The sequence below is a fragment of the Cryobacterium sp. TMT4-31 genome, from assembly GCF_004403385.1.
GTDB lineage: Bacteria > Actinomycetota > Actinomycetes > Actinomycetales > Microbacteriaceae > Cryobacterium > Cryobacterium zongtaii.
On the sequence record NZ_SOGI01000063.1, the window covers coordinates 1 to 23560 of the forward strand.

The 23560-nt window shown below is 63.9% G+C and carries 21 protein-coding genes; 16 read left to right on the forward strand and 5 right to left on the reverse strand.

The annotated features are described in order from the left end of the window. Window positions 1-89: 89 nt before the first annotated feature. Both E3T19_RS14345 and E3T19_RS14350 read right to left on the reverse strand, forming a co-directional pair. The gene (locus tag E3T19_RS14345) at window positions 90-1103 is read right to left on the reverse strand and encodes a LacI family DNA-binding transcriptional regulator (RefSeq protein WP_198414937.1); all 1014 of its coding nucleotides are present in this window, start codon (window positions 1101-1103) and stop codon (window positions 90-92) included. Between the two features lie 151 nt (window positions 1104-1254). Next, a complete protein-coding gene (locus E3T19_RS14350; protein WP_134409204.1) occupies window positions 1255-2790 on the reverse strand; it encodes a sugar ABC transporter ATP-binding protein in 1536 nt (511 codons plus the stop codon). A gap of 338 nt (window positions 2791-3128) precedes the next feature. On the opposite strand from E3T19_RS14350, the gene E3T19_RS14355 reads away from it, so the two are divergent. From E3T19_RS14355 to E3T19_RS14425, 15 genes are all read left to right on the forward strand, one after another. Then, complete coding sequence (locus E3T19_RS14355) at window positions 3129-4127, forward strand: ABC transporter substrate-binding protein (protein ID WP_088455063.1); 999 nt, start codon at window positions 3129-3131, stop codon at window positions 4125-4127. Window positions 4128-4257: 130 nt separating this feature from the next. Next, window positions 4258-5799: a sugar ABC transporter ATP-binding protein gene (locus tag E3T19_RS14360; RefSeq protein ID WP_134409154.1), complete on the forward strand. Its 1542-nt coding sequence runs from the start codon at window positions 4258-4260 to the stop codon at window positions 5797-5799. Further along, window positions 5796-6872: an ABC transporter permease gene (locus E3T19_RS14365; protein ID WP_088455065.1), complete on the forward strand. Its 1077-nt coding sequence runs from the start codon at window positions 5796-5798 to the stop codon at window positions 6870-6872. The genes E3T19_RS14360 and E3T19_RS14365 overlap by 4 nt, the downstream gene beginning before the upstream one ends. Then, window positions 6869-7894: a sugar ABC transporter permease gene (locus tag E3T19_RS14370; protein WP_088455066.1), complete on the forward strand. Its 1026-nt coding sequence runs from the start codon at window positions 6869-6871 to the stop codon at window positions 7892-7894. The genes E3T19_RS14365 and E3T19_RS14370 overlap by 4 nt, the downstream gene beginning before the upstream one ends. A 384-nt stretch (window positions 7895-8278) precedes the next feature. After that, a complete protein-coding gene (nrdH, locus tag E3T19_RS14375) occupies window positions 8279-8512 on the forward strand; it encodes a glutaredoxin-like protein NrdH (RefSeq protein WP_066592430.1) in 234 nt (77 codons plus the stop codon). Window positions 8513-8567: 55 nt separating this feature from the next. Then, entirely contained in the window at window positions 8568-9053 is a 486-nt protein-coding gene (gene nrdI, locus E3T19_RS14380) for a class Ib ribonucleoside-diphosphate reductase assembly flavoprotein NrdI (RefSeq protein ID WP_088455067.1), read from the forward strand. 35 nt (window positions 9054-9088) lie between these two features. Continuing rightward, entirely contained in the window at window positions 9089-11194 is a 2106-nt protein-coding gene (gene nrdE / locus E3T19_RS14385; RefSeq protein ID WP_134409205.1) for a class 1b ribonucleoside-diphosphate reductase subunit alpha, read from the forward strand. Between the two features lie 98 nt (window positions 11195-11292). Continuing rightward, window positions 11293-12267 carry a class 1b ribonucleoside-diphosphate reductase subunit beta gene (gene nrdF / locus E3T19_RS14390; RefSeq protein WP_088455068.1) on the forward strand — a complete coding sequence of 325 codons (975 nt, stop codon included), beginning with the start codon at window positions 11293-11295 and terminating at the stop codon, window positions 12265-12267. A 121-nt stretch (window positions 12268-12388) separates the two neighbouring features. Further along, window positions 12389-13372: a DUF3644 domain-containing protein gene (locus E3T19_RS14395; protein WP_370294276.1), complete on the forward strand. Its 984-nt coding sequence runs from the start codon at window positions 12389-12391 to the stop codon at window positions 13370-13372. A 471-nt stretch (window positions 13373-13843) separates the two neighbouring features. Next, window positions 13844-14407: a hypothetical protein gene (locus E3T19_RS14400; protein WP_198418795.1), complete on the forward strand. Its 564-nt coding sequence runs from the start codon at window positions 13844-13846 to the stop codon at window positions 14405-14407. A 264-nt stretch (window positions 14408-14671) separates the two neighbouring features. Further along, the gene (locus E3T19_RS14405; protein WP_134409156.1) at window positions 14672-16336 is read left to right on the forward strand and encodes an adenylosuccinate synthetase; all 1665 of its coding nucleotides are present in this window, start codon (window positions 14672-14674) and stop codon (window positions 16334-16336) included. Between the two features lie 20 nt (window positions 16337-16356). Then, window positions 16357-17019: a hypothetical protein gene (locus tag E3T19_RS14410; protein WP_134409157.1), complete on the forward strand. Its 663-nt coding sequence runs from the start codon at window positions 16357-16359 to the stop codon at window positions 17017-17019. Between the two features lie 568 nt (window positions 17020-17587). After that, window positions 17588-18964, forward strand: coding sequence for an FAD-binding oxidoreductase (locus tag E3T19_RS14415; protein ID WP_198418796.1), 1377 nt, complete (start codon window positions 17588-17590; stop codon window positions 18962-18964). Then, window positions 18961-20307: a class I SAM-dependent methyltransferase gene (locus tag E3T19_RS14420; RefSeq protein ID WP_134409158.1), complete on the forward strand. Its 1347-nt coding sequence runs from the start codon at window positions 18961-18963 to the stop codon at window positions 20305-20307. Before E3T19_RS14415 ends, E3T19_RS14420 begins: the two co-directional genes overlap by 4 nt. Before the next feature lie 50 nt (window positions 20308-20357). Continuing rightward, window positions 20358-20639: a hypothetical protein gene (locus E3T19_RS14425; protein ID WP_088455077.1), complete on the forward strand. Its 282-nt coding sequence runs from the start codon at window positions 20358-20360 to the stop codon at window positions 20637-20639. A 19-nt stretch (window positions 20640-20658) separates the two neighbouring features. On the opposite strand, the gene budA is transcribed toward E3T19_RS14425, so the two are convergent. Both budA and E3T19_RS14435 read right to left on the reverse strand, forming a co-directional pair. Continuing rightward, entirely contained in the window at window positions 20659-21387 is a 729-nt protein-coding gene (gene budA / locus E3T19_RS14430) for an acetolactate decarboxylase (protein ID WP_241980252.1), read from the reverse strand. Window positions 21388-21415: 28 nt separating this feature from the next. Further along, window positions 21416-22336: a hypothetical protein gene (locus E3T19_RS14435; protein ID WP_134409159.1), complete on the reverse strand. Its 921-nt coding sequence runs from the start codon at window positions 22334-22336 to the stop codon at window positions 21416-21418. 199 nt (window positions 22337-22535) lie between these two features. Here E3T19_RS14435 and E3T19_RS14440 point away from each other — a divergent pair, with 199 nt between their 5' ends. Next, window positions 22536-23075, forward strand: a complete 540-nt coding sequence (locus tag E3T19_RS14440) for a universal stress protein (protein WP_198414940.1) — start codon at window positions 22536-22538, stop codon at window positions 23073-23075. A gap of 29 nt (window positions 23076-23104) precedes the next feature. Here E3T19_RS14440 and E3T19_RS14445 read toward each other — a convergent pair whose 3' ends face one another. After that, on the reverse strand, window positions 23105-23398 hold the full coding sequence (locus E3T19_RS14445; RefSeq protein WP_103459675.1) for a PLDc N-terminal domain-containing protein: 294 nt from the start codon (window positions 23396-23398) through the stop codon (window positions 23105-23107). Window positions 23399-23560: the final 162 nt, after the last annotated feature.

Here is a 23560-nt window from a genome sequence, read left to right on the forward strand (position 1 = left end):
CGCCGGGGCGGAGACGGGCCGCCGGGGCGGAGACGGGCCGCCGGGGCGATGTCGCGCCGCCCGGGGGAAGGGCGGGCCGCCGGGGAGGCTCAGCCCTCGGCGTCGAGCCGGCGCGTGGAGGCGCGTTCGATGAGGGCGGGAACGGACGCCGGAAGCGGGGAACCGTCACCGTTGATGCGGCTGAGCAACACGCTGAGCATGTCCCGTCCGATGTGCTCAAAATCCTGGCGCACGGTGGTGAGCGGGGGCGACAGGTGCTCCGCCTCGGGCACATCGTCGAACCCGACGATGCTGACGTCGCGGGGAACCGACCGTCCCCGATCGGACAGGGCGTGCATCAGCCCCACCGCCATCTGGTCGTTCGACGCGAAGATCGCCGTGAGCCCCTCGAGGTCGCAGGCCATGCCGAAGGTGTAGCCCGCGGACGGCGACCAGTCGCCGATGCCGATGCGGCGCGCCTGCAGGCCACGGGAGGCCAGCTCGTCACGCCACCCGCGCTCCCGCTCCTTGGCGTCGATCGAGTCGCTCGGCCCGGCCAGGTGGGCGATGTTGCGGTGGCCGAGCCCGGCCAGATAGGCCACCGCGGTGCGGGCGCCGCTGTACTGGTTGGCCCCGACCGTGGTGATACCGGTGCGGGCCGTTGCCTCAAGCGCCACCACGGGGATGGCCAGCTCCATGCCGGCGACGACGTCGACGACGCCCTGGCGGCTCGTGATCACGGCGATACCTTCGACGTTCTGCCGGAGGAACGCTTCGACGACGGCCCGGATCGCCGACGGCTCGGTGTCGATCAGGCTGGCCGTGAAGACCGACCAGGATGCCTTCCGCGCGGCAGCGTTGAAGTAGAGCTGGGTGGACGCCGGACCGAACTCGGGTGTGCCCGTGGCGATCAGCCCGATGGTGCGCGACCGCCGGGTCACGAGCGCCCGCGCGGCGGGGGAGGGCACGTAGCGCAGCTTCTTGATGGCCTCCTCGACCCGAACCCGGGTGGACGGCCGCACATTGGGCAGGTCGTTGAGCACCCGGGAGACCGTCTGGTGCGATACCCCGGCGAGACGCGCGACGTCGAAGATCGTCGCCTGGCGGGGAGTTTCCTCTCTCACGGCGATACCTTTCCCTGCGGGTGACGGGGCCCCAACTCTCCGCGGTCGATCGTCACACGGAGCATCCGGCCAGCCCACATAGTGCAGGGTTGTGTCACCGATTCTAGACGAGTGCCCTGACCGGCCAGTGCCAGGAGCCCGAGGGTCCCGGTCACCGCTCGGCCCCCCGACGCTGGTCGTCGTCATCGTCGGCGCCGTCGGCGATGACGGTGAGCAGCCGCTCGACGGTCAGGTCGTGGTTGCGGATGTCGGCAACCTTCTTCCGATCGCGCAGGATCGCCACCCGGTTGCTGATGCGCAGCACCTCTTCGAGTTCGGCCGAAATGAAAACCACGGCGAGACCGTTCTCGGCCAGATCGGTGACCAGATTCTGGATCTCGGCCTTCGCACCGATGTCGATGCCCCTGGTGGGCTCGTCCAGAATCAGCAGGCGGGGCGCTATGGCCAGCCAGCGGGCGAGAAGCAGCTTCTGCTGGTTGCCCCCGGAGAGGTGCCGCACGAGAGCATCCGGGTTCGGCGGGCGAATGTTCAGAGCCTGGATGTAGCTGGCGGCGAGCTCGTCCTGTCGTTTTCGGGAGATCCGACGGAACCAGCCCAGGTCGGCCTGCAGGGCCAGTGCGATGTTGTCGCGAACGGTCAGGTCCCCGATGATGCCCTCGGCGCGGCGGTCCTCCGAGGCGTAGGCGATACGGTGTTTCAGCGCATCGCGGGGGCCCCGGAACTTGTGCACGACACCGTCGACCGACACGCCGCCCCTGTCCGGCCGGTCGATGCCCGCCAGCAGTCGTGCCAGCTCGGTGCGGCCGGAGCCGAGCAGACCGGCCATGCCGACGATTTCGCCCTCGTAGACGGCCAGGTCGATAGGTGCCAGAGCGCCGTCCCGGCCGAGGCCGACGGCGCTCACCAGCGGCCGTTCACCGCCGAGGGCTTCCTCGACCTCCCGCTCACTCGTGCGATGCTGCATCTCGGAGAGAACCGACATCCCGGCGCCGACCATCTTCTGCACGAGATCGATCCGCAGCAGCTCATCCGTGAGGTACTCGCCGACGAGTTGGCCGTCGCGCAGCACGGTGAGTCGGTCGGAGATCTCGTAGACCTGCTCGAGGAAGTGCGAGATGAACAGGATGGCGACCCCGGACTCCTTGAGGTGGGCGATCACCCTGAACAGCTCCGTCACCTCGTCGGTATCCAGGCTCGAGGTGGGTTCGTCGAGAATCAACACCTTGGGTTGCACGGCGACGGCCCTGGTGATGGCGATGAGCTGTTGCACGGCGAGTGAGTGGTCCGCGAGGATGGACGCCGGGTCGATGTCGAGGTTCATTCCCCGGAGGAGCTCGCCGGCGTGCCGTCGTGTTGCCGGCCAGTCGATGCCGCCCCACGGACGGCGGGACTCGTGCCCGAGCAGGATGTTCTCGGCAACGCTGAGGTTGGGCAGGAGGTTGATCTCCTGGTACACGGTGCTCACGCCAGACCGTTGCGCGTCGGCCGGGCTGGCGAAGGCCACGCTGACCCCATCGACCTCGATCCGCCCGCCGTCGATGCGGTACACACCCGTCAGCGCCTTGATCAGGGTGCTCTTACCCGCGCCGTTCTCGCCCAGCAGCGAGTGAACCTCCCCGGGGAACAGCCTGAAGTCCACGGAATCCAACGCCGTGACGCCCGGGAACGTGACGGTGACGCCGGTCATCACCACGATCGGTTCGGCTTCGATTCTGTGCACCTCGCGAACCTCCTCGTCCCCCTGAATGTTAGGGTTCACAACTCGTTCGGCGCAACAGGAGCCCCGCAGGGCTGCATCCCAGTAAAAAGCCCTTGACAACACCGGCAAAACGCGGTTAGCCTCCGAAAAGAGCGATTGTGAAGGCTAACAATTGATCCCGACGACGAAGTCAGAAACTATCAAGCAGCTGGCTAGTAGCGAATTGTTAGCGATCACACATCGTCCAAGGCACCGCAGTCGTTCATTGAACACATTCATACTGCTGGCACGACGCTCGTGCCCGCAGATCTCAAGGAGGAGATCACATGGCACCCACATCACGGTTCCGAGCGTTCACGGGTTTGGCCCTGGCCGGAACACTAGCTCTCAGTCTGGTCGCCTGCTCATCGGGGTCGGACGAACCGGCCGCATCCGGTGACGACAGCGGCGAGCTCACCACCGTCGGATTTGTCGCCGTCGGACCTGAGGGAGGCTGGCGCACCGCGAACGAGCAGAACATTCAGGATGCGTTCTCCACCGAGAACGGGTTCGACCTGAAGTATGCCCCGTCCAGCAACGGCGACCAGAACTCCCAGATCACCGCGTTCACCTCGTTCATCGACGAGGGCGTAGACGCGATCCTGCTCTCCGCCACCGAGGCAACGGGCTGGGAAGACGTGCTCGAGCGGGCACAGGAGGCCGAGATTCCGGTGGTGCTGCTTGACCGCGGCATCGAGCCGAACGACGAAAGCCTCTACACGAGCCGGATCGCTCCGGACAACGTGGGCATCAGCGCCTCGGCCGCCGAATGGGCCAACGAGCAGTTCCCGGATGGCGCGAACTACGTCGTCCTCGAAGGCCCGCCCGGACTCTCGGTGGTGAACGACCGCAACAAGGGATGGGACGAGGCCGTCGCCGACAACCTGACCAAGCTGGAGAGCCAGTCGGCGAACTGGTCCACCGAAGAGGCCAAGAGCGTCTTCGAGACCATGCTCAAGGCCAATGGCAACGACATCCAGCTCGTCTTCGCCCAGAACGACGAAATGGGCCTGGGCGCCGCTCTCGCGGTGGAGGAGGCCGGACTCACCCCCGGCACCGACGTGAAGATCATCACCATCGACGGCACACAGGCCGCCCTCGAAGCCCTTGCGGCCGGCCGGCTCAGCTTCGTGGCCGAATACAACCCGCTCTTCGGAGAGGACGCCATCGAGGTCGTCAACGCGGCCCTGGCGGGCGAGGACGTCGAGTCCAGCATCGTCGTGCCGAGCACGACATTCGATTCGCCCGAGGCGGCCACCGCGGCCCTGCCCGACCGCCAGTACTGACCGGCAGCACGACCCGAACGTGTTCGTTCCTGCGGCCCATCCGGCCGCAGGAACGAACACCCCCTTCGTGGCAGGTTCGCCACGCCACTCAACTTTCGAGGCCGACACACCGGCAGGACCAGGCAGAGACATGGCAGCGACAGCGCCGGCAGTGACAGAGCCGATCGTCGAGATGGAGAACATCTCGATCGAGTTCCCGGGGGTCAAGGCTCTCCAGAACGTGAACTTCCGACTCTTCCCTGGCGAAGTACACACCCTGATGGGCGAGAACGGGGCGGGCAAATCCACCCTCATCAAGGCGCTCACCGGTGTGTACAAGATCGACTCCGGCACAATCACCGTCGGCGGCGTTCCGAGGCGGTTCGCGGGCACCGCGGATGCGCAGAGCGCCGGCATCTCCACCGTCTACCAGGAGGTCAACCTCTGCGACAACCTCACGGTGGGGGAGAACGTGATGCTCGGCCACGAGGTACGCGGGCCGATCGGCATCAACTGGCGCAAGACCCGCGAGGCGGCCCACGAGGCCCTCATCCGGTTGGGCCTGGGCGACCTCGACCCCAGACAACCGCTCTCCAGCATCTCGCTCGCCCTGCAGCAGCTGGTCGCGATCAGCCGCGCGATGGTCACCGACTCCACTGTCCTGATCCTCGACGAACCGACCTCCAGCCTGGACGCGAACGAGGTTGAAGGCCTGTTCACGGTCATCCGCCGCCTGCGCGACGAGGGTGTTGCCATCCTCTTCGTCTCGCACTTCCTCGACCAGGTGTACGCGATCAGCGACCGGCTCACCGTGCTGCGGAACGGCGTCGTGGTCGGCGAACACCAGACAGCTGCGCTGCCGCGCAACCAGCTCATCTCCGAGATGATCGGCAAGGACGTGGACACCCTCAACTCCCTGGGCTCCCAGCGATCCCGGGCCGTGCACTCGGGCGGCGCGCCCTACTACAGCGCGAAAGACCTGACCCGCAAGGGCTCCATCGAACCCGTGGACATCGAGGTGCACGCCGGCGAAGTGGTGGGCCTGGCCGGATTGCTCGGTTCCGGCCGCACCGAGCTCGGCCGGCTCATCTACGGTGCCGACAAACCCGATGCCGGCATCGTGACCATCGACGGGAAAACCACCGAGGTCACCAGCCCGGTCGGCGCCCTGGCGCGCAAGATCGCCTTCTCCACCGAAAACCGGCGCGACGAGGGAATCGTCGGCGACCTCACGGTGCGGGAGAACCTGGTCCTGGCCGTGCAGGCCCGCCGCGGCTGGGCCCGGCCGCTGTCCCGCCGGGAACAGGCCGCGATCTGCGACAAGTACCTGGTGGAGCTGAACGTGCGACCCGCCGACCCGGAGCGGGCCGTGCGGGATCTATCCGGCGGCAACCAGCAGAAAGTCCTGCTCGGCCGCTGGTTGGCCACCCAGCCGGAACTCCTGATCCTCGACGAACCGACCCGCGGAATCGATGTGGGGGCCAAGGCGGAGATTCAGGAGACAATTGTGGCGCTCGCCGATGACGGCATGTCGGTGATCTTCATTTCGTCTGAATTGGAGGAAGTCGTGCGCCTCAGTGAGCGCATCATCGTGCTGAAAGACCGGCGCAAGATCGGCGAGATCGTCAACGGACCCGACGTGACCGCCGAAGCCATCGTCGATCTCATCGCTTCAGAAGGGAGCGGCGCATGAGCACCCCCGTCGCACGTCCGTCCGCAGCCATCCGCGTCATCACCGGGCTGTTCCACCAACCGTACGTCTGGGCGATCGTGGCCCTGCTTCTGTTGCTCGTGGTCAATCTCACCAAGAACCCCGCCTACCTCGGGGTATCGGTCAACGCCGCCACCGGCAACCTCTCTGGCAACGTCATCGACATCCTGCGCGCGAGCGCGCCGATCATGATGATCGCGGTCGGCATGACCCTGGTCATCGCCACCCGCGGCATCGACCTGTCGGTCGGGTCGGTGATGGCTGTGGCCGGTGCCGTCTCAATGGAATTCATGCGCAACACCGGCACCGGATCGTTCGGCACCGCGGTGGTGGCCGTGCTCCTGGCGCTGGGAATCAGCGCGCTACTCGGCACCCTCAACGGCATCCTGGTCTCGATCGTGGGCCTGCAACCCTTCATCACGACCCTGGTGATGATGCTCGCCGGCCGCGGCCTGGCCAAGGTGATCACCTCGGGCCAGAACACCTCGGCGACGAACGAGACCTTCCGTTGGATCGCCAACGGCACCTTCCTCGGCTTTCCCGTTGTGTTCGTCATCGCGGTGCTGATCGTGGCGGTCCTGGCCGCCCTGGTGCGCCGCACCGCGCTCGGCCTGATGATCGAATCCATCGGCATCAACCCCAAGGCCGCCCGGATGGCCGGGATCCGCCCCGTCGGCATCCTCATCTCCGTCTACATAGTGAGCGCTGTGCTCGCCGGCGTGGCCGGGATCTTCAGCACCGCCAGCGTCATGACGGTCGAGGTGGCGAAAACGGGCATGACCGCCGAAATGGATGCGATCCTCGCCGTGGTCATCGGCGGGACCTCGCTGGCCGGAGGCAAATTCTCGCTCACCGGCAGCATCATCGGGGCCCTGCTGATCGCGACACTCGACAAGACCATCGTCTACATGTCCATCCCCTCGTCGGCGACGCCGGCCTTCAAGGCCGTCGTCATCGTGATCATCTGCCTCCTGCAGTCGCCCAGGGTGCGCTCGATGTTCAACCGGCGCAGAACCCGCGTCATCATCACGGATAAGGAAACGGTGCCGGTATGACCATCACCGAGCTCGATCGGCCGGCCGCACCCTCGCTGCTGTCGCGAATGAAGCCGAACCTGGAAACCCTGCCGACCCTGGCCGCCGTGGCGATCTTCATCGCCATGCTGATCTACGGTGAGGTCGCCTACGGGCGGATTGTGCAGTTCAGCACGATCTCGAACCTGCTGATCAACAACGCGTATCTGATCATCCTGGCGGTGGGCCTGACCTTCGTCATCCTCACCGGCGGGATCGACCTGTCGGTCGGAGCGGTGATCGCCATCAGCAGCCTGGTCGGGGTGATGCTGGCCAACGCCGGCTGGAATCCGCTCATCGTGATCGTGCTGATGATCCTGATCGGCTCGGTCTTCGGCGTCGCCTCCGGGGTGCTGATCCAGTACTTCAACGTGCAACCCTTCATCGCGACCCTCGCGATGATGTTCCTCGCCCGCGGCCTCGCGTCCATCCTCAGCACCACCCCGCAGCGGCTCGACGACGACTCGGTGATCCGCAGCCTGTCCACGCAGTGGAAGGTCTACGACGGACCCAAGATCGACGACCTCGTGACAACCCCCAACGTGCTCATCGCCGCCCTCGTCGTCATCGTGGCGTTCTTCATGCTGCACCGCACCCGATTCGGTCGCACGGTCTACGCGATCGGCGGTTCGGAACAGTCGGCGTTGCTGATGGGACTGCCGGTGGTGCGCACGAAACTGTTGATCTACGTGATCAGCGGCACCCTCGCGGGACTGGCCGCCGTCGTGTACACCTCGAAGCTCGGCATCGCGCAGAACATCACCGGGGTGGGCTGGGAGCTGGACGCCATCGCCGCCGTCATCATCGGTGGGACGCTGCTCACCGGCGGAGCCGGCTTTGTGCTCGGTTCCGTGATCGGCGCGCTGGTTCTCGGACTGATGAACGTGCTCATCACCCGCGACGGCGGCATCCCGCCTGAAGCCACCACGATCATCACCGGCGGCATTCTCCTCGCCTTCGTGCTGCTGCAGCGATTCGTCGTCTCGCGCAAGCGCAAATCCTGAGCCCCAGAAGGGGGACGGATCCGCCGACCGGGTGATCGACGCGCCCGGCGGCGGATTCCACAGGGCAAAATCATGTCCCGCTCGACCTGTGGATAACTTCGGGTCCGACCGCGTATTCCTGCGGTCTTCGGTGGTGCCGCCCTGTTGACAACCGGTGGAATGTCGGTGGATAAGTACATAATTGTAATTCCCGCATGTAGTGGCTGTTCCCATTGGCAATCACTAGATGTAGTATTGAAGTCCAAGCAATCGCACAACGCTTGAAAAAGAACTTCGCACTTTACGGGTGCATTTCCACCACATTTCCACTACGTCTTCACCACGGATTTCGCACAGCTTTGCCTATGGTCCGAAACGACGAGAACGATACGAGAGGCCTCTTCGATGGCAATCACCGTCTACACCAAGCCGTCCTGCGTGCAGTGCACCGCGACCTACCGTGCCCTGGACAACAAGGGCATCGAGTACAACATCCTCGACCTGTCAGCCGACGAGAACGCACTCGAGGCCGTCAAGGCGCTCGGCTACCTGCAGGCGCCCGTCGTCATCACCGATGAGGACCACTGGTCGGGCTTCCGCCCCGACAAGATCAACGAGCTCGCCGCGCGCCTGGCGTAACCAGCGTTGCGCCTGGGGGGCGCCGACCGTTCAACTCGCACGAAAAGGGGAACCCATGCTGCTTCAGGCTGATTCCACTCGCGAGTCCACCGCCGGCGCGGCAGGACAGGGTGCCGGCGCGGAAGTCGATGCCGGAGACGTGGACATCGTCTACTTCTCGAGCGTCTCCGGAAACACTCAGAGGTTCGTAGAGAAGCTCGGCCGGCCCGCCGCCCGCATCCCGCTGTACGCCAAGGATGCGCCCCTTGTCGCCCGGCATCCGTTTGTGCTCGTTGTACCCACCTACGGCGGCGGCGATCTGGGGCCGGCAGTGCCGCGCCAGGTCATCCGCTTTCTCAACGACACACGCAACCGCTCACTCATCCGCGGCGTCATCGGCGCCGGGAACACGAATTTCGGTGAGGCCTTCTGCCTCGCCGGGGACATCATCGCGCAGAAGTGCGGTGTACCCCACCTGTATCGCTTTGAAGTATTCGGCACACCGGACGACGTAGCCGCCGTTCACGAAGGATTGGAAGAATTTTGGAAGCAACAGCCGTGAAGGTCACCCCGATCAGCCCGCCGTCGGGCCTGGACATGGATTATCACTCCCTGAACGCCATGCTCAACCTGTACGGACCGAACGGGGAGATCCAGTTCGACAAGGACCGCGAAGCTGCCCGGGAGTTCTTCCTGCAGCACGTGAACCAGAACACGGTGTTCTTCCACTCGTTGCGTGAACGTCTCGACTACCTGGTCGAGAAGGAGTACTACGAGCAGGCCGTGCTCGACATGTACAGCTTCGAGTTCATCACCAGCCTCAACAACCTGGCGTACTCGAAGAAGTTCCGCTTCCAGACCTTCCTCGGCGCGTTCAAGTACTACACGTCGTACACGCTGAAGACCTTCGACGGCAAGCGCTACCTCGAGCGCTTCGAGGACCGCGTCGTGATGACCGCCCTCGGCCTGGCCCAGGGCGACGAAAAGCTCGCGGTCGCCCTCGTCGAGGAGATCATCGCCGGTCGTTTCCAGCCCGCGACGCCCACCTTCCTGAACTCCGGCAAGGCCCAGCGCGGCGAGCTCGTCTCCTGCTTCCTGCTGCGTATCGAAGACAACATGGAGTCCATCTCCCGCGGTATCAACTCCTCGCTGCAGCTGTCCAAGCGCGGCGGCGGCGTGGCCCTGCTGCTCTCCAACATCCGTGAGTCCGGCGCGCCGATCAAGCAGATCGAGAACCAGTCCAGCGGCATCATCCCCGTGATGAAGCTGCTCGAAGACTCCTTCAGCTACGCCAACCAGCTCGGTGCCCGCCAGGGCGCCGGAGCGGTGTACCTGCACGCGCACCACCCCGACATCATGCGCTTCCTCGACACCAAGCGCGAGAACGCCGACGAGAAGATCCGCATCAAGACCCTCTCCCTCGGTGTGGTCATCCCCGACATCACCTTCGAGCTGGCCAAGAACAACGAGGACATGTACCTGTTCTCCCCGTACGACGTCGAGCGCGTCTACGGCGTGCCGTTCGCCGACATCTCGGTGTCCGAGAAATACCACGAGATGGTCGACGACTCGCGCATCAAGAAGTCCAAGATGAAGGCCCGCGACTTCTTCCAGACCCTCGCCGAGATCCAGTTCGAGTCCGGCTACCCGTACATCATGTTCGAAGACACCGTGAACGAGGCGAACCCCATCAAGGGCCGCATCAACATGTCGAACCTGTGCTCGGAGATCCTCCAGGTCAACACCCCGACCACGTACAAAGAGGACCTCTCCTACGACACCATCGGCAAGGACATCTCCTGCAACCTCGGCTCGATGAACATCGCGCTGGCCATGGATGCGCCCGACTTCGGCCGGGTCGTCGACACCGCGATCCGCGGACTCAGTGCGGTCTCCGACCAGAGCCACATCGCGTCGGTGCGTTCGATCGAGAGCGGCAACGACAAGTCCCACGCCATCGGCCTGGGCCAGATGAACCTGCACGGCTACCTCGCCCGTGAGCGGGTGTACTACGGCAGCGAAGAGGGCATCGACTTCACCAACATCTACTTCTACACGGTGCTGTTCCACGCCCTGCGCGCCTCGAACAAGATCGCCATCGAACGCGGCACCACCTTCGAGGGCTTCGCGGACTCCACCTACGCCTCCGGCGCCTTCTTCGACAAGTACACCGACCAGGTCTGGGAGCCGACCACCGCCCGCGGCGCCGAGCTGTTCGCCAACTCGGCCGTTGAGATCCCGACGCAGGCCGACTGGGCCGAGCTCAAGGCATCCGTCATGGAGCACGGTATCTACAACCAGAACCTGCAGGCCGTGCCGCCGACCGGGTCGATCTCGTACATCAACAACTCGACCGCGTCGATCCACCCGATCGCCTCGAAGATCGAGATCCGCAAGGAAGGCAAGCTCGGCCGGGTGTACTACCCGGCGCCGTTCATGACGAACGACAACACCGAGTTCTACCAGGATGCCTACGAAATCGGCTACGAGAAGGTCATCGACACCTACGCCGCTGCCACCCAGCACGTGGACCAGGGCCTGTCGCTGACGCTGTTCTTCAAGGACACCGCCACCACCCGCGACATCAACCGCGCCCAGATCTACGCGTGGAAAAAGGGCATCAAGACGATCTACTACATCCGTCTGCGCCAGATGGCCCTCGAGGGGACCGAGGTTGAGGGCTGTGTTTCCTGCGCTTTGTGATGTAATTCACTGATCTCAGCGGTGGTCGAGCCTGTCGAGACCACGTAAGCAGATCTCGACAGGCTCGATCAACGACGTACCACCAAGAGGAATAAATCATGATTGACAAGCTCAAGCTCGTCTCCCACGTTGACGCGATCAACTGGAACAAGATCGAAGACGAAAAAGACGTCGAGGTCTGGAACCGCCTCGTCAACAACTTCTGGCTGCCCGAGAAGATCCCGCTCTCCAACGACGTGCAGTCCTGGAACCAGCTCACCCCGGTGGAGCAGCAGCTCACCATGCGCGTGTTCACCGGACTCACCCTGCTCGACACCATCCAGGGCACCGTCGGTGCCGTCTCGCTGATCCCCGACGCGATCACCCCGCACGAGGAAGCCGTCTACACGAACATCGCGTTCATGGAGTCGGTACACGCGAAGAGCTACTCCTCGATCTTCTCGACGCTCGCGTCGACGAAGGAGATCGACGAGGCGTTCCGGTGGTCGACCGAGAACGTCAACCTGCAGAAGAAGGCGTCCATCGTGATGGACTACTACCAGGGTGACGACCCGCTGAAGCGCAAGGTCGCCTCGGTGCTGCTCGAGTCGTTCCTGTTCTACTCCGGCTTCTACCTGCCGATGTATTTCTCCAGCCGCGCCCGCCTCACCAACACGGCCGACCTCATCCGTCTGATCATTCGGGATGAAGCCGTGCACGGCTACTACATCGGCTACAAGTTCCAGAAGGGTCTCGAGGGAGCCACGCAGGAGCGCAAGGACGAGATCAAGGACTACACCTTCAACCTCATGTACGAGCTGTACGAGAACGAGGTGCAGTACACGCAGGACCTCTACGACCAGGTCGGCCTGACCGAAGACGTGAAGAAGTTCCTGCACTACAACGCCAACAAGGCGCTGATGAACCTTGGCTACGAGGCCATGTTCCCCAAGAGCGTCACCGACGTGAACCCGGCGATCCTGTCGGCCCTGTCGCCCAACGCCGACGAGAACCACGACTTCTTCTCCGGGTCGGGCTCCTCGTACGTCATCGGCAAGGCCGTCAACACCGAAGACGACGACTGGGACTTCTAGCTCTCGTCTTGTGAACCACACTCGAAAGGGCGGATGCTTCGGCGTCCGCCCTTCTTGACTCTTTCTGCATTGTTCAGTTAGTCGACGGGGAGTAAGTGAATTGGCAGCACCTTTCGTTTCGATGCGAAAGTTGGTGGACAACTCTTTGTCAGCCATGCTTTCAGCTGTAGAGATCTACAACAAGCCGCAGATGACGTACCGCGACGAGATCACCGTAATGATGGTCGTGAACGCGTGGGAGCTGGCGTTGAAAGCGGCGTTGAGGCAGGGCAACCAGTCGATCTTTTACCCGAAGACTCGGGGCGATCGATACCGGTCAATCACACTCGATGATGCGCTACGCCGCGTAGCTTCACGGAAGCTCTGGCCGGCTGGGATCGATGGTGTCGCCGTGACAGCGAACGTGAAGGCGCTTTCGGAGTACCGGGATCGAGCGATTCACCTCTATAACGCAAAGGGGCTTGGCGCTGTAATTTATCCCTTTCTTCAGCAGAACGTGCTCAACTATCGGGACTTCATGCTGGCGAAGTTCAAGAAGGATCTTGCCGATTCGATGACCTGGCAGCTGCTCCCGCTTGGAGCGACTGCACCCGCAGACGCCGTGCAATTTATGCGAGTAGACAAGAACGCGACGATGGTTGCCGAAGTTCAGGATTCTATTGACGAGTTGAGGTCCTATATGGACTCAGCTGAAGCTGCGGGAAGCGACATGACGCGCGTCGCAACGGTTTACGACATCAACTTGCGGTCGGTGAAGAACATGACTAGTGCCGACCTCGTCGTCGCAGTTTCCCAGACCGCGGATGGCCAAATTGTGGTGAAAAAGAGTGATCCCAACCAAACGCACCCTCACAGCATGAAAGAGCTGATTGAGAAGGTGAACAAGCGCCGCGTTGGGCGTGCTCTCAGCAGCTATGATCATCAAGCCATCTGCTGGAAGAAAGACCTCCGGAACGATGCGAAATTTGCCTGGCGCCACAGCAACAATGACACCTACGTATGGTCGGGAGATGCTGTGATCCTTCTTGCGTCACTCACCGACGCTGAGTGCGACCAGATGAGATTGGAATATGGATCGCATCTCAAGGATCGAGCTGCGTCGTAGAAGGCGGGTCGTCGACGTGGTGTACATGGTCATGAGGGTGGTGACAGTCAGCTGACGGGTGTGGTTCTGATTCGGGTGCCCGCCTGGGTCAGAAGCTGACCCAGGGCGTTGGTGCGGTGCAGGTGGCTCGCGAGGGGCAGTGCGGCTTGCTTAGGTGTTGTTCGACACAGATCCTCTCCAAAGGCTCTCGAGCCTTGACCGGGTTTCGGTAGATAGACGGTGTCAGAGAGGACGCCTTCAACGACTCCGAGCGTCACCAATGACATGTCAATGCAACCTTGCGCACGAGAGTCGGGTTGCCAGGAACGCCAGCGGTATGCCGGCCAAACATTCAATCAGCTGTTCCGCTGAAGCCGGATTGTCGTCGTGGCGCAAGCGGTGTGCATCACGAGACAGGTGCCCGCGCGTATTGATGAAGTGCAATGTGAACGACACGCCGTGCGCTCTTCGAACGCATGCGATGATGGACCCATGCAACCGGCCGAACTTCAGGAAACGGATGTCGAGCTAGATCTCGGTCTGCCTGCCTCTGAACTACAACGTGCCAGACGGCGCCGAATCCCTCGAGCAAAGACCGCTCAACGAAGTCATCTCTGGATTCAGCCAGTACTCAGCGAAGCTATGTTGTCCGTCGGCGCCTTTCACACAGCGTTCAATCTGCCGAGGCACCTCCGACCGCAGGAACGCATCCCAGTTGGGCTAGCTCAGCTACGGATCGCTTTACTCGAAGAAGAGGTCGGAGAGTTCCGGGTCGCGGCAGAATCGGGCGACTTGGTTGGTGTCGCTGACGCCCTCGCCGACATCTTGTACGTGGTGTACGGTTCCGCTCTGACATATGGCATCGACCTTGATGCGGTCGTCAGAGAAGTACATCGTTCCAACATGAGCAAGCTGGACATGAACGGAAAGCCGCTTATGCGAGCAGACGGAAAAGTCCTAAAATCCGAGCAGTTTTCGCCGCCCGACATACCTCAAGTCCTGAAAAGCCAGCCGCCGTTGCCGTTTCCGCCATTTCTAGAGCTGCACCACGCGTAGCTTCGGACCCCGTGGCGCTATTGGTGAGTGAACCAAGCGCCGCGCTGTAAGCGATCATTAGAGGCAAGCTTCGGCCGTGCTGTGCTTTGCTGTGCCGTTTGCGCGGGCATCTTGCTCCCTGAATTATTGCCTTCAACTGGGAGTTTGACCCTCTAAAGGGTGCGAGACACCAGGCACTTGAGCGCGAGAGTATGGAAGTTCCACGTGCGAGCGAGTCGACTCTTTGCGTGCTGTGCGCGCAAGAGCCGAAGGAACTGAGCCGCAATGAACACCGTCGCCGAAAAGCGATCCCTCATGCCAAGAATCGTTGTCCTTAGCGGGCCCGTTGGTTCAGGAAAGAGCACGCTCGCAAGTGACCTTACGGATCGCTACGGCGCAAATCATATTCGGACCCAAGAGATCATCAAGTCACTGGCCGCGCAAGCCGGGGTCCCGCTACCGAATGAGCGAAAAGCGCTCCAAGATTACGGCGACCTTCTCGACGAGCACACGGACGGCGCGTGGGTTGCGGACGCGGTGGACAAGTGCATCGGAGATTCTGCCGACAACGTGGAGCTGATAATTGTCGACGCAGTGCGTCGCCTTGCGCAGATCGAGGCACTTCGGGACCGCTATCCAGCGAGAGTGACCCACATCCACGTGGACGCGCCTACGGACGTGTTGGAAAGCCGCTACGAGGAACGCAAACGGAGTGCGGGGCCACTCCAGGAACTGCATAGCTATAGAGACGTGGCCCTCAATAAAACTGAAAGCCAGACGACATCACTTGGGCAAGACGCAGACGTATCTATAGACACAGACCGCTGTTCAAGCGCTGATGTAGCGATTCGTGCAGCAGCGGCTTTGAGGCTCGATGTTTCTCGATCGGCACGGTTGGTTGATGTTCTCATCGGCGGCCAGTACGGCAGCGAGGGCAAAGGGAACATCGCCTACTTTATGGCACAGGAGTATGACCTGCTCATGCGGGTGGGCGGCCCGAACGCAGGACATAAAGTGCCGACCAAAGACACGGCCTACACGCATCGGCTTTTGCCCTCGGGGACCCTCGCAAATAGTCGAGCAAAGCTCTTAATTGGGCCCGGGGCTACGTTAGACGTTCAATTGTTGCTAAAGGAAATTAGCGAATGCGGCGTCGAGAACACGCGGCTCGTTATTGATCCGCAAGCGATGATCATCGAAGACTCTGACAAGGCCGCCGAATCTCACCTCAAAAGCACGATCGGCTCGACAGGAAAGGGTGGCGGTTCCGCTGCGTCACGTCGAATCATGGGACGAACCGGAGGAGGAGAAGAGCCGGTCCGCCTTGCAAAAGACGTCGATGAACTTGCCCCCTATATTGGCTCGGCCGCAGACCTCCTAGAGGAGACTTTCCGCAGGAACGGGCGTGTGCTGTTAGAAGGGACACAAGGCACCGGACTGAGTATCTACCACGGGCACTATCCCCACGTCACGAGTCGCGACACCACGACTTCGGCAACGCTCGCGGAAGCTGGAATTGGGCCGCACCGCCTTCGCCGAGTGGTGATGGTGATCCGCACGTATCCAATTCGTGTGGGGAACCCGATCAATGGTGAATCCGGACACATGTCGCAAGAAGTGGACTGGGACAAGATCGCCGATCGTTCCGGGCACGATGAGACAGTGCTCCGCGACAACGAAAAAGGATCTGTCTCAGGGACGAAACGTCGCGTTGGAGAATTCGACTGGGTACAGCTGAAGAGGGCGGCAAACCTCAACGGCGCAACCGACATCGCTTTGACGTTCACCGACTACATCGACAAGCAGAATGAGGATGCTCGACGATTCGAACAACTATCTGAGGCAACGGTCAACTTCGTCGAAGAAGTCGAAAAGGTCGCAGGTGCACCAGTTTCCCTCATCGGGACTCGCTTCGACAAGAGAAGCGTGATCGACCGGCGTGAATGGTAAATGGCAACGGAGCAAGGAATATGGAAACCGAAGAACTGATCGAGCGTTACCCAAAGCTGTACCACATGGCAACGGCCGGCAGCTGGCAGCTGATTAAGGCCAGCGGCCTTTGGACAACTGAACAGATAGTTGCGACCTCGGGCCTTGACGCGTTGGAAGCGGACCGAATGCTCTCGCAGAAGCGTGAACATTCAGTCGCGCTCGCACACCCGCTGTTGGGGGAGATCACAGTGAGGGATCAAAAGCCGTTGCGGATGAGCTTCCTTGAGGCCAGTCTGGTGGATGTCACTCCGGCGGAATGGCTCGCGACTTTGAACAATCGCGTCTTTTTCTGGCTTCACATGGATCGACTGACCAGGCTGCTAAACGCCAGACACTACCGCACTATGGAGCAGGATGTGCTGACCATTGATACGCGGAGTCTCGTCGAAGCACATGGCGAGAGAGTCCGGCTTTCTCCCATGAACAGTGGAGCCACACTGTTCCCCAACCCGCCGATGCGCGGTAGTAACACCTTCTCGACGATCGGCAACTATCCCTACGAGGAGCGACGAAAAGGCCGTGTGCCAAGCGATGCGGTTGTCGAACTCGCTGTCGTCAATGGGGTCCATGACCTCGCGGATCATGTGACGTCTGTGCACCGTTGGAGGGGAGCAACCCAACTCTACGAGCTGGAATTGTGACCTGAAAGCCAGGGGTTGCGACCAGTGCCATGCACCACTCCGAGCTGTTACAAGCGCACATCTGGCGCGGAAGCAATGGCTATTCGCCATGCATGTCTCGGCGCGGGGAGTGTTCCCAGCGGATCCGCAGCACTAATTCAACTCGGGCTAGCGTCAAGTCTGAGCGGTCACCGCACGGCCAGTGCCGCGCTGGCGCCCCTGGCGTTCGGGACGCCGCGCGCCTCCGGCCTGGACCCTCGCGATCGCCGATGGGGTGGGCGCCGGATTCTTCGGGCGGGCCAGCGCAAAACGGCATCCGCTTTTGTGTCGCGACTACATGAACACATGTGACCGGACGCGCGTCGACGCCCGCGCCGTCGAACGCGCGGACGTATCGCTAGGCGATGGTCGCGCCCGATCGGCACGGCGAATACGCCAACATGTCACGCACCACGTGCCTGAAGCGGAGCGAGCGTAGAGGCGTGGCGTATTGGCCGCCCAGCAACGCCATCGGTGAGATCGCCCGCGTGTCTGTGTGATTGTGCAGCTGCCCGTCGCGTCCGGGGCGACCGCGGGCTATCGTGTGGGCGTGCCCGCACTTGTCGACGCGAAGCGCGCTCACGCCGCCGGCGTGCAGCGCCTACTCGAGAGCTATCGGGCCGTCCCCGACGGGGCCCCGATTCGGCTGGCCAAACCAACGTCGAACCTGTTCCGGGCACGCGCCAAGAACACCGTGCCGGGCCTGGACACCTCCGGGCTGACCGGCGTCATCGCGATAGACGAAGAGGCGCGGACGGCCGACGTGGCCGGCATGTGCACCTACGACGGCCTCGTCGCCCAGGCGCTGCCCCACGGGTTGGCGCCGCTGGTGGTGCCGCAGCTGAAGACCATCACGCTCGGCGGCGCAGTCACCGGCCTCGGCATCGAGTCGACGTCGTTCCGCAACGGCCTGCCGCACGAGTCGGTGCGGGAGATGGACATCCTCACCGGCACGGGGGAGGTGCTCACCGTCTCGCCCACCGAGCACGCGGATCTGTACCGGGCCTTCCCCAACTCCTACGGGACGCTGGGGTACGCGGTGCGCCTGCGCATCGAGCTCGAACCCGTGAAACCGTTCGTCGCGCTCAGCCATCTGCGGTTCCACTCGCTCGTCGACCTGATCCGGGCCATGCACGGCATCATCGAGACCGGGATGTTCGACGGTGACGTGGTCGACTACCTCGACGGCGTGGTGTTCAACGCGGCGGAAAGCTACCTCTGCCTCGGTAGGAAGACCAGTGCGCCCGGCCCCGTGAGTGACTACACCGGCCGACAGATCTACTACCGCTCCATTCAGCACGACAGCGGGGTGACGGACGACCGCCTCACCATCCACGACTACCTCTGGCGCTGGGACACCGACTGGTTCTGGTGTTCGGAGGCGTTCGGAGCGCAGAATCCGCGGGTCCGCCGGCTGTGGCCGCAACGCTACCGGCGCAGCAGCGTCTACGGGAAGCTGATGAAATACGAACAACGATTCCACATCGGCGATCGCATCGAGAAACTGGCCGGCCGGCCGCCCCGCGAGCGCGTCGTCCAGGACATCGAGGTGCCGATAGAGCGGTGCGCGGAGTTTCTGGACTGGTTCCTGGACACCGTGCCGATCACACCGGTCTGGCTGTGTCCGCTGCGGTTGCAGGATGACACCGGCTGGCCGCTCTACCCGATCGGGCCGCGCCAGAACTATGTGAACGTCGGCTTCTGGTCGACGGTGCCGGTCGGGTCCACCGCGGGGGCGACGAACCGCCTGATCGAACGCGCGGTCCGTGATTTCGACGGGCACAAGTCGTTGTACTCCGACTCCTACTACTCCCGGGCGGAGTTCGACGAACTCTACGGCGGAGAAAACTACCGGGCAGTGAAGAACAGATACGACCCTGATTCACGTCTCCTCGACCTCTATGCCAAGGCGGTGCAACGACGATGACCACGTACCGGGAACGCTCGACGAAGTCGACTTCGCTGACGGATGCGCCAGGGAAAACCGGATCGGCGGGGAAATACACCCTCGCCGAGGTGCTGGAGATCTTGGCAGGCGGCCGGCTTCCGCTGCGGTTCACGGCCTATGACGAGAGTTCGACCGGGCCGACGGACGCGTCGTTCGGGCTGGATCTGAGAACCCCCCGCGGCACGAGCTACCTGGCCACCGGCCGCGGCGACCTCGGCTTTGCCCGCGCCTACATCGCCGGCGACCTCGACATCCGCGGGGTGCACCCGGGGGACCCCTATGAGCTGCTCAAGGCCCTCGCCGACAGCCTCGTCTTCGCACGCCCACCGGCACGGATGATGGTCGACATGATCCGCTCCATCGGCGCCCGGCACCTGCGCCCGATAGCGCCGCCGCCCGAGGAAGCGCAGCCCCGGTGGCGCAGGATCACCGGAGGGCTCCGGCACAGCAAGATCCGGGATGCCGAAGCGATCCACCACCACTACGACGTCTCGAACACCTTCTACGAGTGGGTTCTCGGGCCGTCCATGACCTACACCTGCGCGTGTTACCCGCGCGGGAGCGCATCCCTCGAGGAGGCGCAGCACAACAAGTACCGACTCGTCTTCGAAAAGCTGCGACTGGAACCGGGCGACCGGTTGCTCGACGTGGGCTGCGGCTGGGGCGGCATGGTGCGCTACGCCGCCCGCCGCGGCGTGCGAGCGACCGGTGTGACGCTATCGACCGAGCAGGCCGGCTGGGCACAGCGGGCCATCGCAGACGAGGGCCTGGGCCATCTGGCCGAGGTCCGTTACGCCGACTATCGCGATGTCACGGAAACCGGGTACGACGCGGTGTCGTCGATCGGGCTGCTCGAGCACATCGGCGTGCGCAACTATCCGTCGTACTTCGGGTTTCTGCAGTCCCGGCTGCGCCCCGGCGGGCTGCTACTCAATCACGCCATCACCTGGCCGGAGAATCACAAACCACCACAGCCGCGCGGATTCATCGATCGTTACGTCTTTCCCGACGGGGAGCTCACAGGGTCTGGCCGGATCATCAGCGAGGCGCAGGACGCCGGTCTGGAGGTTCTGCACGAAGAGAACCTGCGGCAGCACTACGCGCTGACGCTACGCGACTGGTGCGCCAATCTCGTCGAGCACTGGGACGAGGCGGTCGCCGAGGTCGGGCTCCCCACCGCGAAAGTGTGGGGTCTGTATATGGCTGGATCGCGGCTCGGGTTCGAGAACAATGGCATCCAGTTGCACCAGGTGTTGATGTCCCGGCCCGACAAACCGGGCGCTGCCGGCGAGCTGCCGTTGCGGCCCTGGTGGACCCCGTAGTCGCCGTTCGTGCGGCCCGCACGGCTCCTGGAGCGGCCTACGCTGGGGGAATGTCACGCACCAAGCGCCTGAAGCCGAACGAGTTGGTTCACGAGTGGCCGGATGGCCCGGCCAGCGACGCCATCGGCGAGGTCGCGCGGACGTTCGCGGGCAACTTGCGCCGTGCCATCGGTTCGCGGAGCATCCGCAATGCCGCCGAGTCCTGCGGCGTGAACCACGCCACCCTGATCGGCATCCTGGACGGGCGGGCCTGGCCGGACATGGAGACCATCGCCAAGCTCGAACGTGGGCTGGATGCGGCGCTCTGGCCGGGGCACGTGACGAGGACCTGACCGGGTCGTTTTGGTTTGCTCAGCGGTGGTTTTCGGTCTGCTCGATCTGGTCGGCGAGATTGTCCGGGCTGAGGTCCGCGTTCTTGAACTCGGGTGTGAGCGGCAGTTCCAGGTGCAGGTCGGTACCGATGCAGATCTCGATGGTGCCCGAGAGTAACGCGAAGTCGAGCACGTGGCCGCCGTGCTGCCGGTCGGCGTCGACGAAGTGCACGTGCCCGCCGGGCACGCCGATGCCCTGCCCGTAAAGCGGGGTGCGGAACCCCGCGACGACGCCGGTGGAACGGCCGAACTCCAGGGTCTTCTCGCCCCGGATGGCCTCGGACATGGGCAGATACGGCTTCTCCTGCCGCTGCACGGCCCGCACCCGCACCCACTCGAACTCGCCGGTCAGCCGCACCGCGTAGAGGTAATTCGCGCTCTGCAGGGTCTCGTTGATCAGCGCCACCGCCTGATCGCGGGTGGCAGGCCCGGTGACGGGGATGGTGACCGTGGGGACGAACTCGGTGACCACGGCGAACGGGGTCAGGTCGCCGGGCGCGGCGGGTGCCACCGTGCCGTCGACCCGCATCCGGTAGCAGACACCGTCGAGGATCAGCATCTCGCCGTCGAGCGCGTTGAAGGTGCCCAGGCCGAAGTCGCCGTGTTCGAGCAGGGTGGCCACGGTGGTGTCACCGTCGTAGATGCCGTCGAGCAGGGCGCTCATCAGGCTGGTCTGGTACACGAGATGGCGGCCGGCGGGGACGTCCACGATGGTTCCTCCTAAGCGTGCGGTGGGGTTAGAGCGACGGGATCAGCTCGGGCACCCGGCAGGGCTGGCCGTGGGCGTAGTTGAGGCAGGAGCCCAGGGCATCCGGGTACGGGTCGGGGTTGCCGGAGCCGAACCAGGCCGTGTAGAACAGCCAGAAGTTGAGGTTGCCGTGGGTGGAGCATCCGTCGCCATCACTGTCGGGGTCGGCGAGGGCCGCCTCGTTGGGCTGGTACGGGGTGTAGTTGTACAGGTTGGCGGTGGCCTGGTTCTGGATGTCGACGGTGCTGGCGCCGCACGCGGCGTCGGGATTGTAGCCCACCTCGGTGTCGCCGATCTTGTAGGTGCGCTCGGGCTCCTGGGTGTACTGACGGAACTGCCAGGCCGCGTTGTAGACCTGGTTGAAGAAACCGAAGTACTCGGTCTCGCAGTCGGCCGTGTCGGGGCAACCGTAGCCGGTGGCGCGCAGGTAGCCGGACTCGGTGGGCCGGCTGAGCAGGGACTGCTCCTTCTGCAACAGCACCAGCAGAACGCGGGGGCTGATGCCGCAGGCCTCGGCGACCTTGCTGATGATGGTGCTCGCGTGTTCGTTCTCGGCGCCCGGGTAGGCGGCACAGTGGCCGGCACCCGCGGCGGGCTGGTCGACGGTGCTCTCGCGGTACTCCCAGAGGCAGGGTGAGCTGTCGGTGCGGATGCAGCTGCGCGACAGCAGGAACGACTGCACCTGCTGCTCGGTCATGGCGTCGGCGTTGAAGAAGGTGTAGTCGCTGACGATGCGGCCGGGCTCGAAGCCGGCCAGGTCGATCGTGTTCGTGGCGATGGGCGCGGTGGGGGCCGCCGTGGCGGGTTCGGCGCGCAGGGCGGCACTGACGAGGGCTGCGCCGGCCAGGACGACGACGAGAACGGCAGCCGTCGCGAGCGCGGACAAACGGTGGCGCTCGAAGTAGCTCATCCCCAGAGACTATCGAAGGCGTTGGGGCGCCGGGTGGGAGGCGGCTGCGAGAGGCTGCGCCGGCGCGGCTCAGCGGCGGAGGGCGGCCGGAATTCCTCGCCCGAGATGGCCCGCGCTCTACCGGCGGCAGGCTCGGGACGGTTGAATGGGAGGGAACCGCAGGAGTCGGACGCTCCGCCTTCCGCGGCAGGAGGCCACCATGGACGCTGACACCGGCACAGGCAAGGACCCTCGACCCGATGCGGGCGACGCGGCGGCGGTGCACGCCGAAGCGGCCGCGCAACCGGCACAGCAGCCCGGCCCGCGCACGGGCATCGTCGTCGGGCATGATGGATCGGCCGACGCCGATCACGCCCTGACCGTGGCTCTCGACCTGGCCGCCGACCTCAAGGTGCCGGTGACGATCGTGCGCGCCTGGACCATCGACACGGCTCCGCGCCCGGCGAACTGGGAGTTCGGCTATGTGTCGTCGTACTCGGACTACGCGGGCGCGGTGCGGGAACGCCTCGTGGACGACACCCGGGACGTCGTCGCCGAGCATCCGGGGCTCACGGCGGAGTATCGGGTGGCGCTGGGCGGGCCGGCTAAGACTCTGATCGAGGTCTCGCGGGGGTCCCGGATGCTGGTGGTCGGCTCCCGCGGGCGCGGCGGACTGGCCGGGATGCTGCTCGGCTCGGTCAGTGAGCAGTGCGTGCGGCACGCGGACTGCCCGGTGCTCGTAGTGCGGCCCCGGTCCTGACCCGCGGAAGCGGGACTGCCGGGTGCGGGTCAGCCGGCCTGGAGGCGGTTGCCCACCGCGAACCAGGCGAGCGCGCCGAACACCGGTGCGAAGACCACGGTCAACACCCACCGTGTGCGGGCCGGTTCGCTCAGGTGCACGGCGCGGACCACCTGCGCGAGGGCGGCCACGATGAGGACGAGGGCGCCCAGGCCGGCCAGGACGATGAGCGTCACGCCGATCAGAGCGCCCAGCGTGGCGCCGTCGATAGCGCCGCCGTCCAGGACATCTGTGCGCCCGAGCGTTCCTTGCCAGGCGGTGCTGAGTATTCCTGTGCTGTTCATTCGTCGGATTCCCCTCGATCCCGGCAGATGGTGCCCGGCGGCGGCGCTGGGCGGGTGGTGCGGTCGTGCGGTAGTCGTCGGCCGGGAAAACAGGTTCCCCCCGGAATGCTCGCCCGGCCTAATGGAAGCATACCAAACGGTATGCTTTCTGGTGAGACGAAG

Excerpts from the sequence above, each read along its gene's own strand:
- E3T19_RS14425 (WP_088455077.1), top strand. The coding sequence starts at position 20,358 with ATGTCACGCACCAAGCGCCTGAAGCCGAACGAGTTGGTTCACGAGTGG.
- E3T19_RS14445 (WP_103459675.1), bottom strand. The coding sequence starts at position 23,398 with ATGAACAGCACAGGAATACTCAGCACCGCCTGGCAAGGAACGCTCGGG.
- E3T19_RS14360 (WP_134409154.1), top strand. The coding sequence starts at position 4,258 with ATGGCAGCGACAGCGCCGGCAGTGACAGAGCCGATCGTCGAGATGGAG.
- nrdI (WP_088455067.1), top strand. The coding sequence starts at position 8,568 with ATGCTGCTTCAGGCTGATTCCACTCGCGAGTCCACCGCCGGCGCGGCA.
- E3T19_RS14370 (WP_088455066.1), top strand. The coding sequence starts at position 6,869 with ATGACCATCACCGAGCTCGATCGGCCGGCCGCACCCTCGCTGCTGTCG.
- E3T19_RS14420 (WP_134409158.1), top strand. The coding sequence starts at position 18,961 with ATGACCACGTACCGGGAACGCTCGACGAAGTCGACTTCGCTGACGGAT.
- nrdE (WP_134409205.1), top strand. The coding sequence starts at position 9,089 with ATGGATTATCACTCCCTGAACGCCATGCTCAACCTGTACGGACCGAAC.
- E3T19_RS14350 (WP_134409204.1), bottom strand. The coding sequence starts at position 2,790 with ATGACCGGCGTCACCGTCACGTTCCCGGGCGTCACGGCGTTGGATTCC.
- E3T19_RS14400 (WP_198418795.1), top strand. The coding sequence starts at position 13,844 with ATGCAACCGGCCGAACTTCAGGAAACGGATGTCGAGCTAGATCTCGGT.
- E3T19_RS14435 (WP_134409159.1), bottom strand. The coding sequence starts at position 22,336 with ATGAGCTACTTCGAGCGCCACCGTTTGTCCGCGCTCGCGACGGCTGCC.
- E3T19_RS14405 (WP_134409156.1), top strand. The coding sequence starts at position 14,672 with ATGAACACCGTCGCCGAAAAGCGATCCCTCATGCCAAGAATCGTTGTC.
- E3T19_RS14440 (WP_198414940.1), top strand. The coding sequence starts at position 22,536 with ATGGACGCTGACACCGGCACAGGCAAGGACCCTCGACCCGATGCGGGC.
- nrdH (WP_066592430.1), top strand. The coding sequence starts at position 8,279 with ATGGCAATCACCGTCTACACCAAGCCGTCCTGCGTGCAGTGCACCGCG.
- E3T19_RS14410 (WP_134409157.1), top strand. The coding sequence starts at position 16,357 with ATGGAAACCGAAGAACTGATCGAGCGTTACCCAAAGCTGTACCACATG.
- nrdF (WP_088455068.1), top strand. The coding sequence starts at position 11,293 with ATGATTGACAAGCTCAAGCTCGTCTCCCACGTTGACGCGATCAACTGG.
- E3T19_RS14365 (WP_088455065.1), top strand. The coding sequence starts at position 5,796 with ATGAGCACCCCCGTCGCACGTCCGTCCGCAGCCATCCGCGTCATCACC.
- E3T19_RS14395 (WP_370294276.1), top strand. The coding sequence starts at position 12,389 with ATGCGAAAGTTGGTGGACAACTCTTTGTCAGCCATGCTTTCAGCTGTA.
- E3T19_RS14355 (WP_088455063.1), top strand. The coding sequence starts at position 3,129 with ATGGCACCCACATCACGGTTCCGAGCGTTCACGGGTTTGGCCCTGGCC.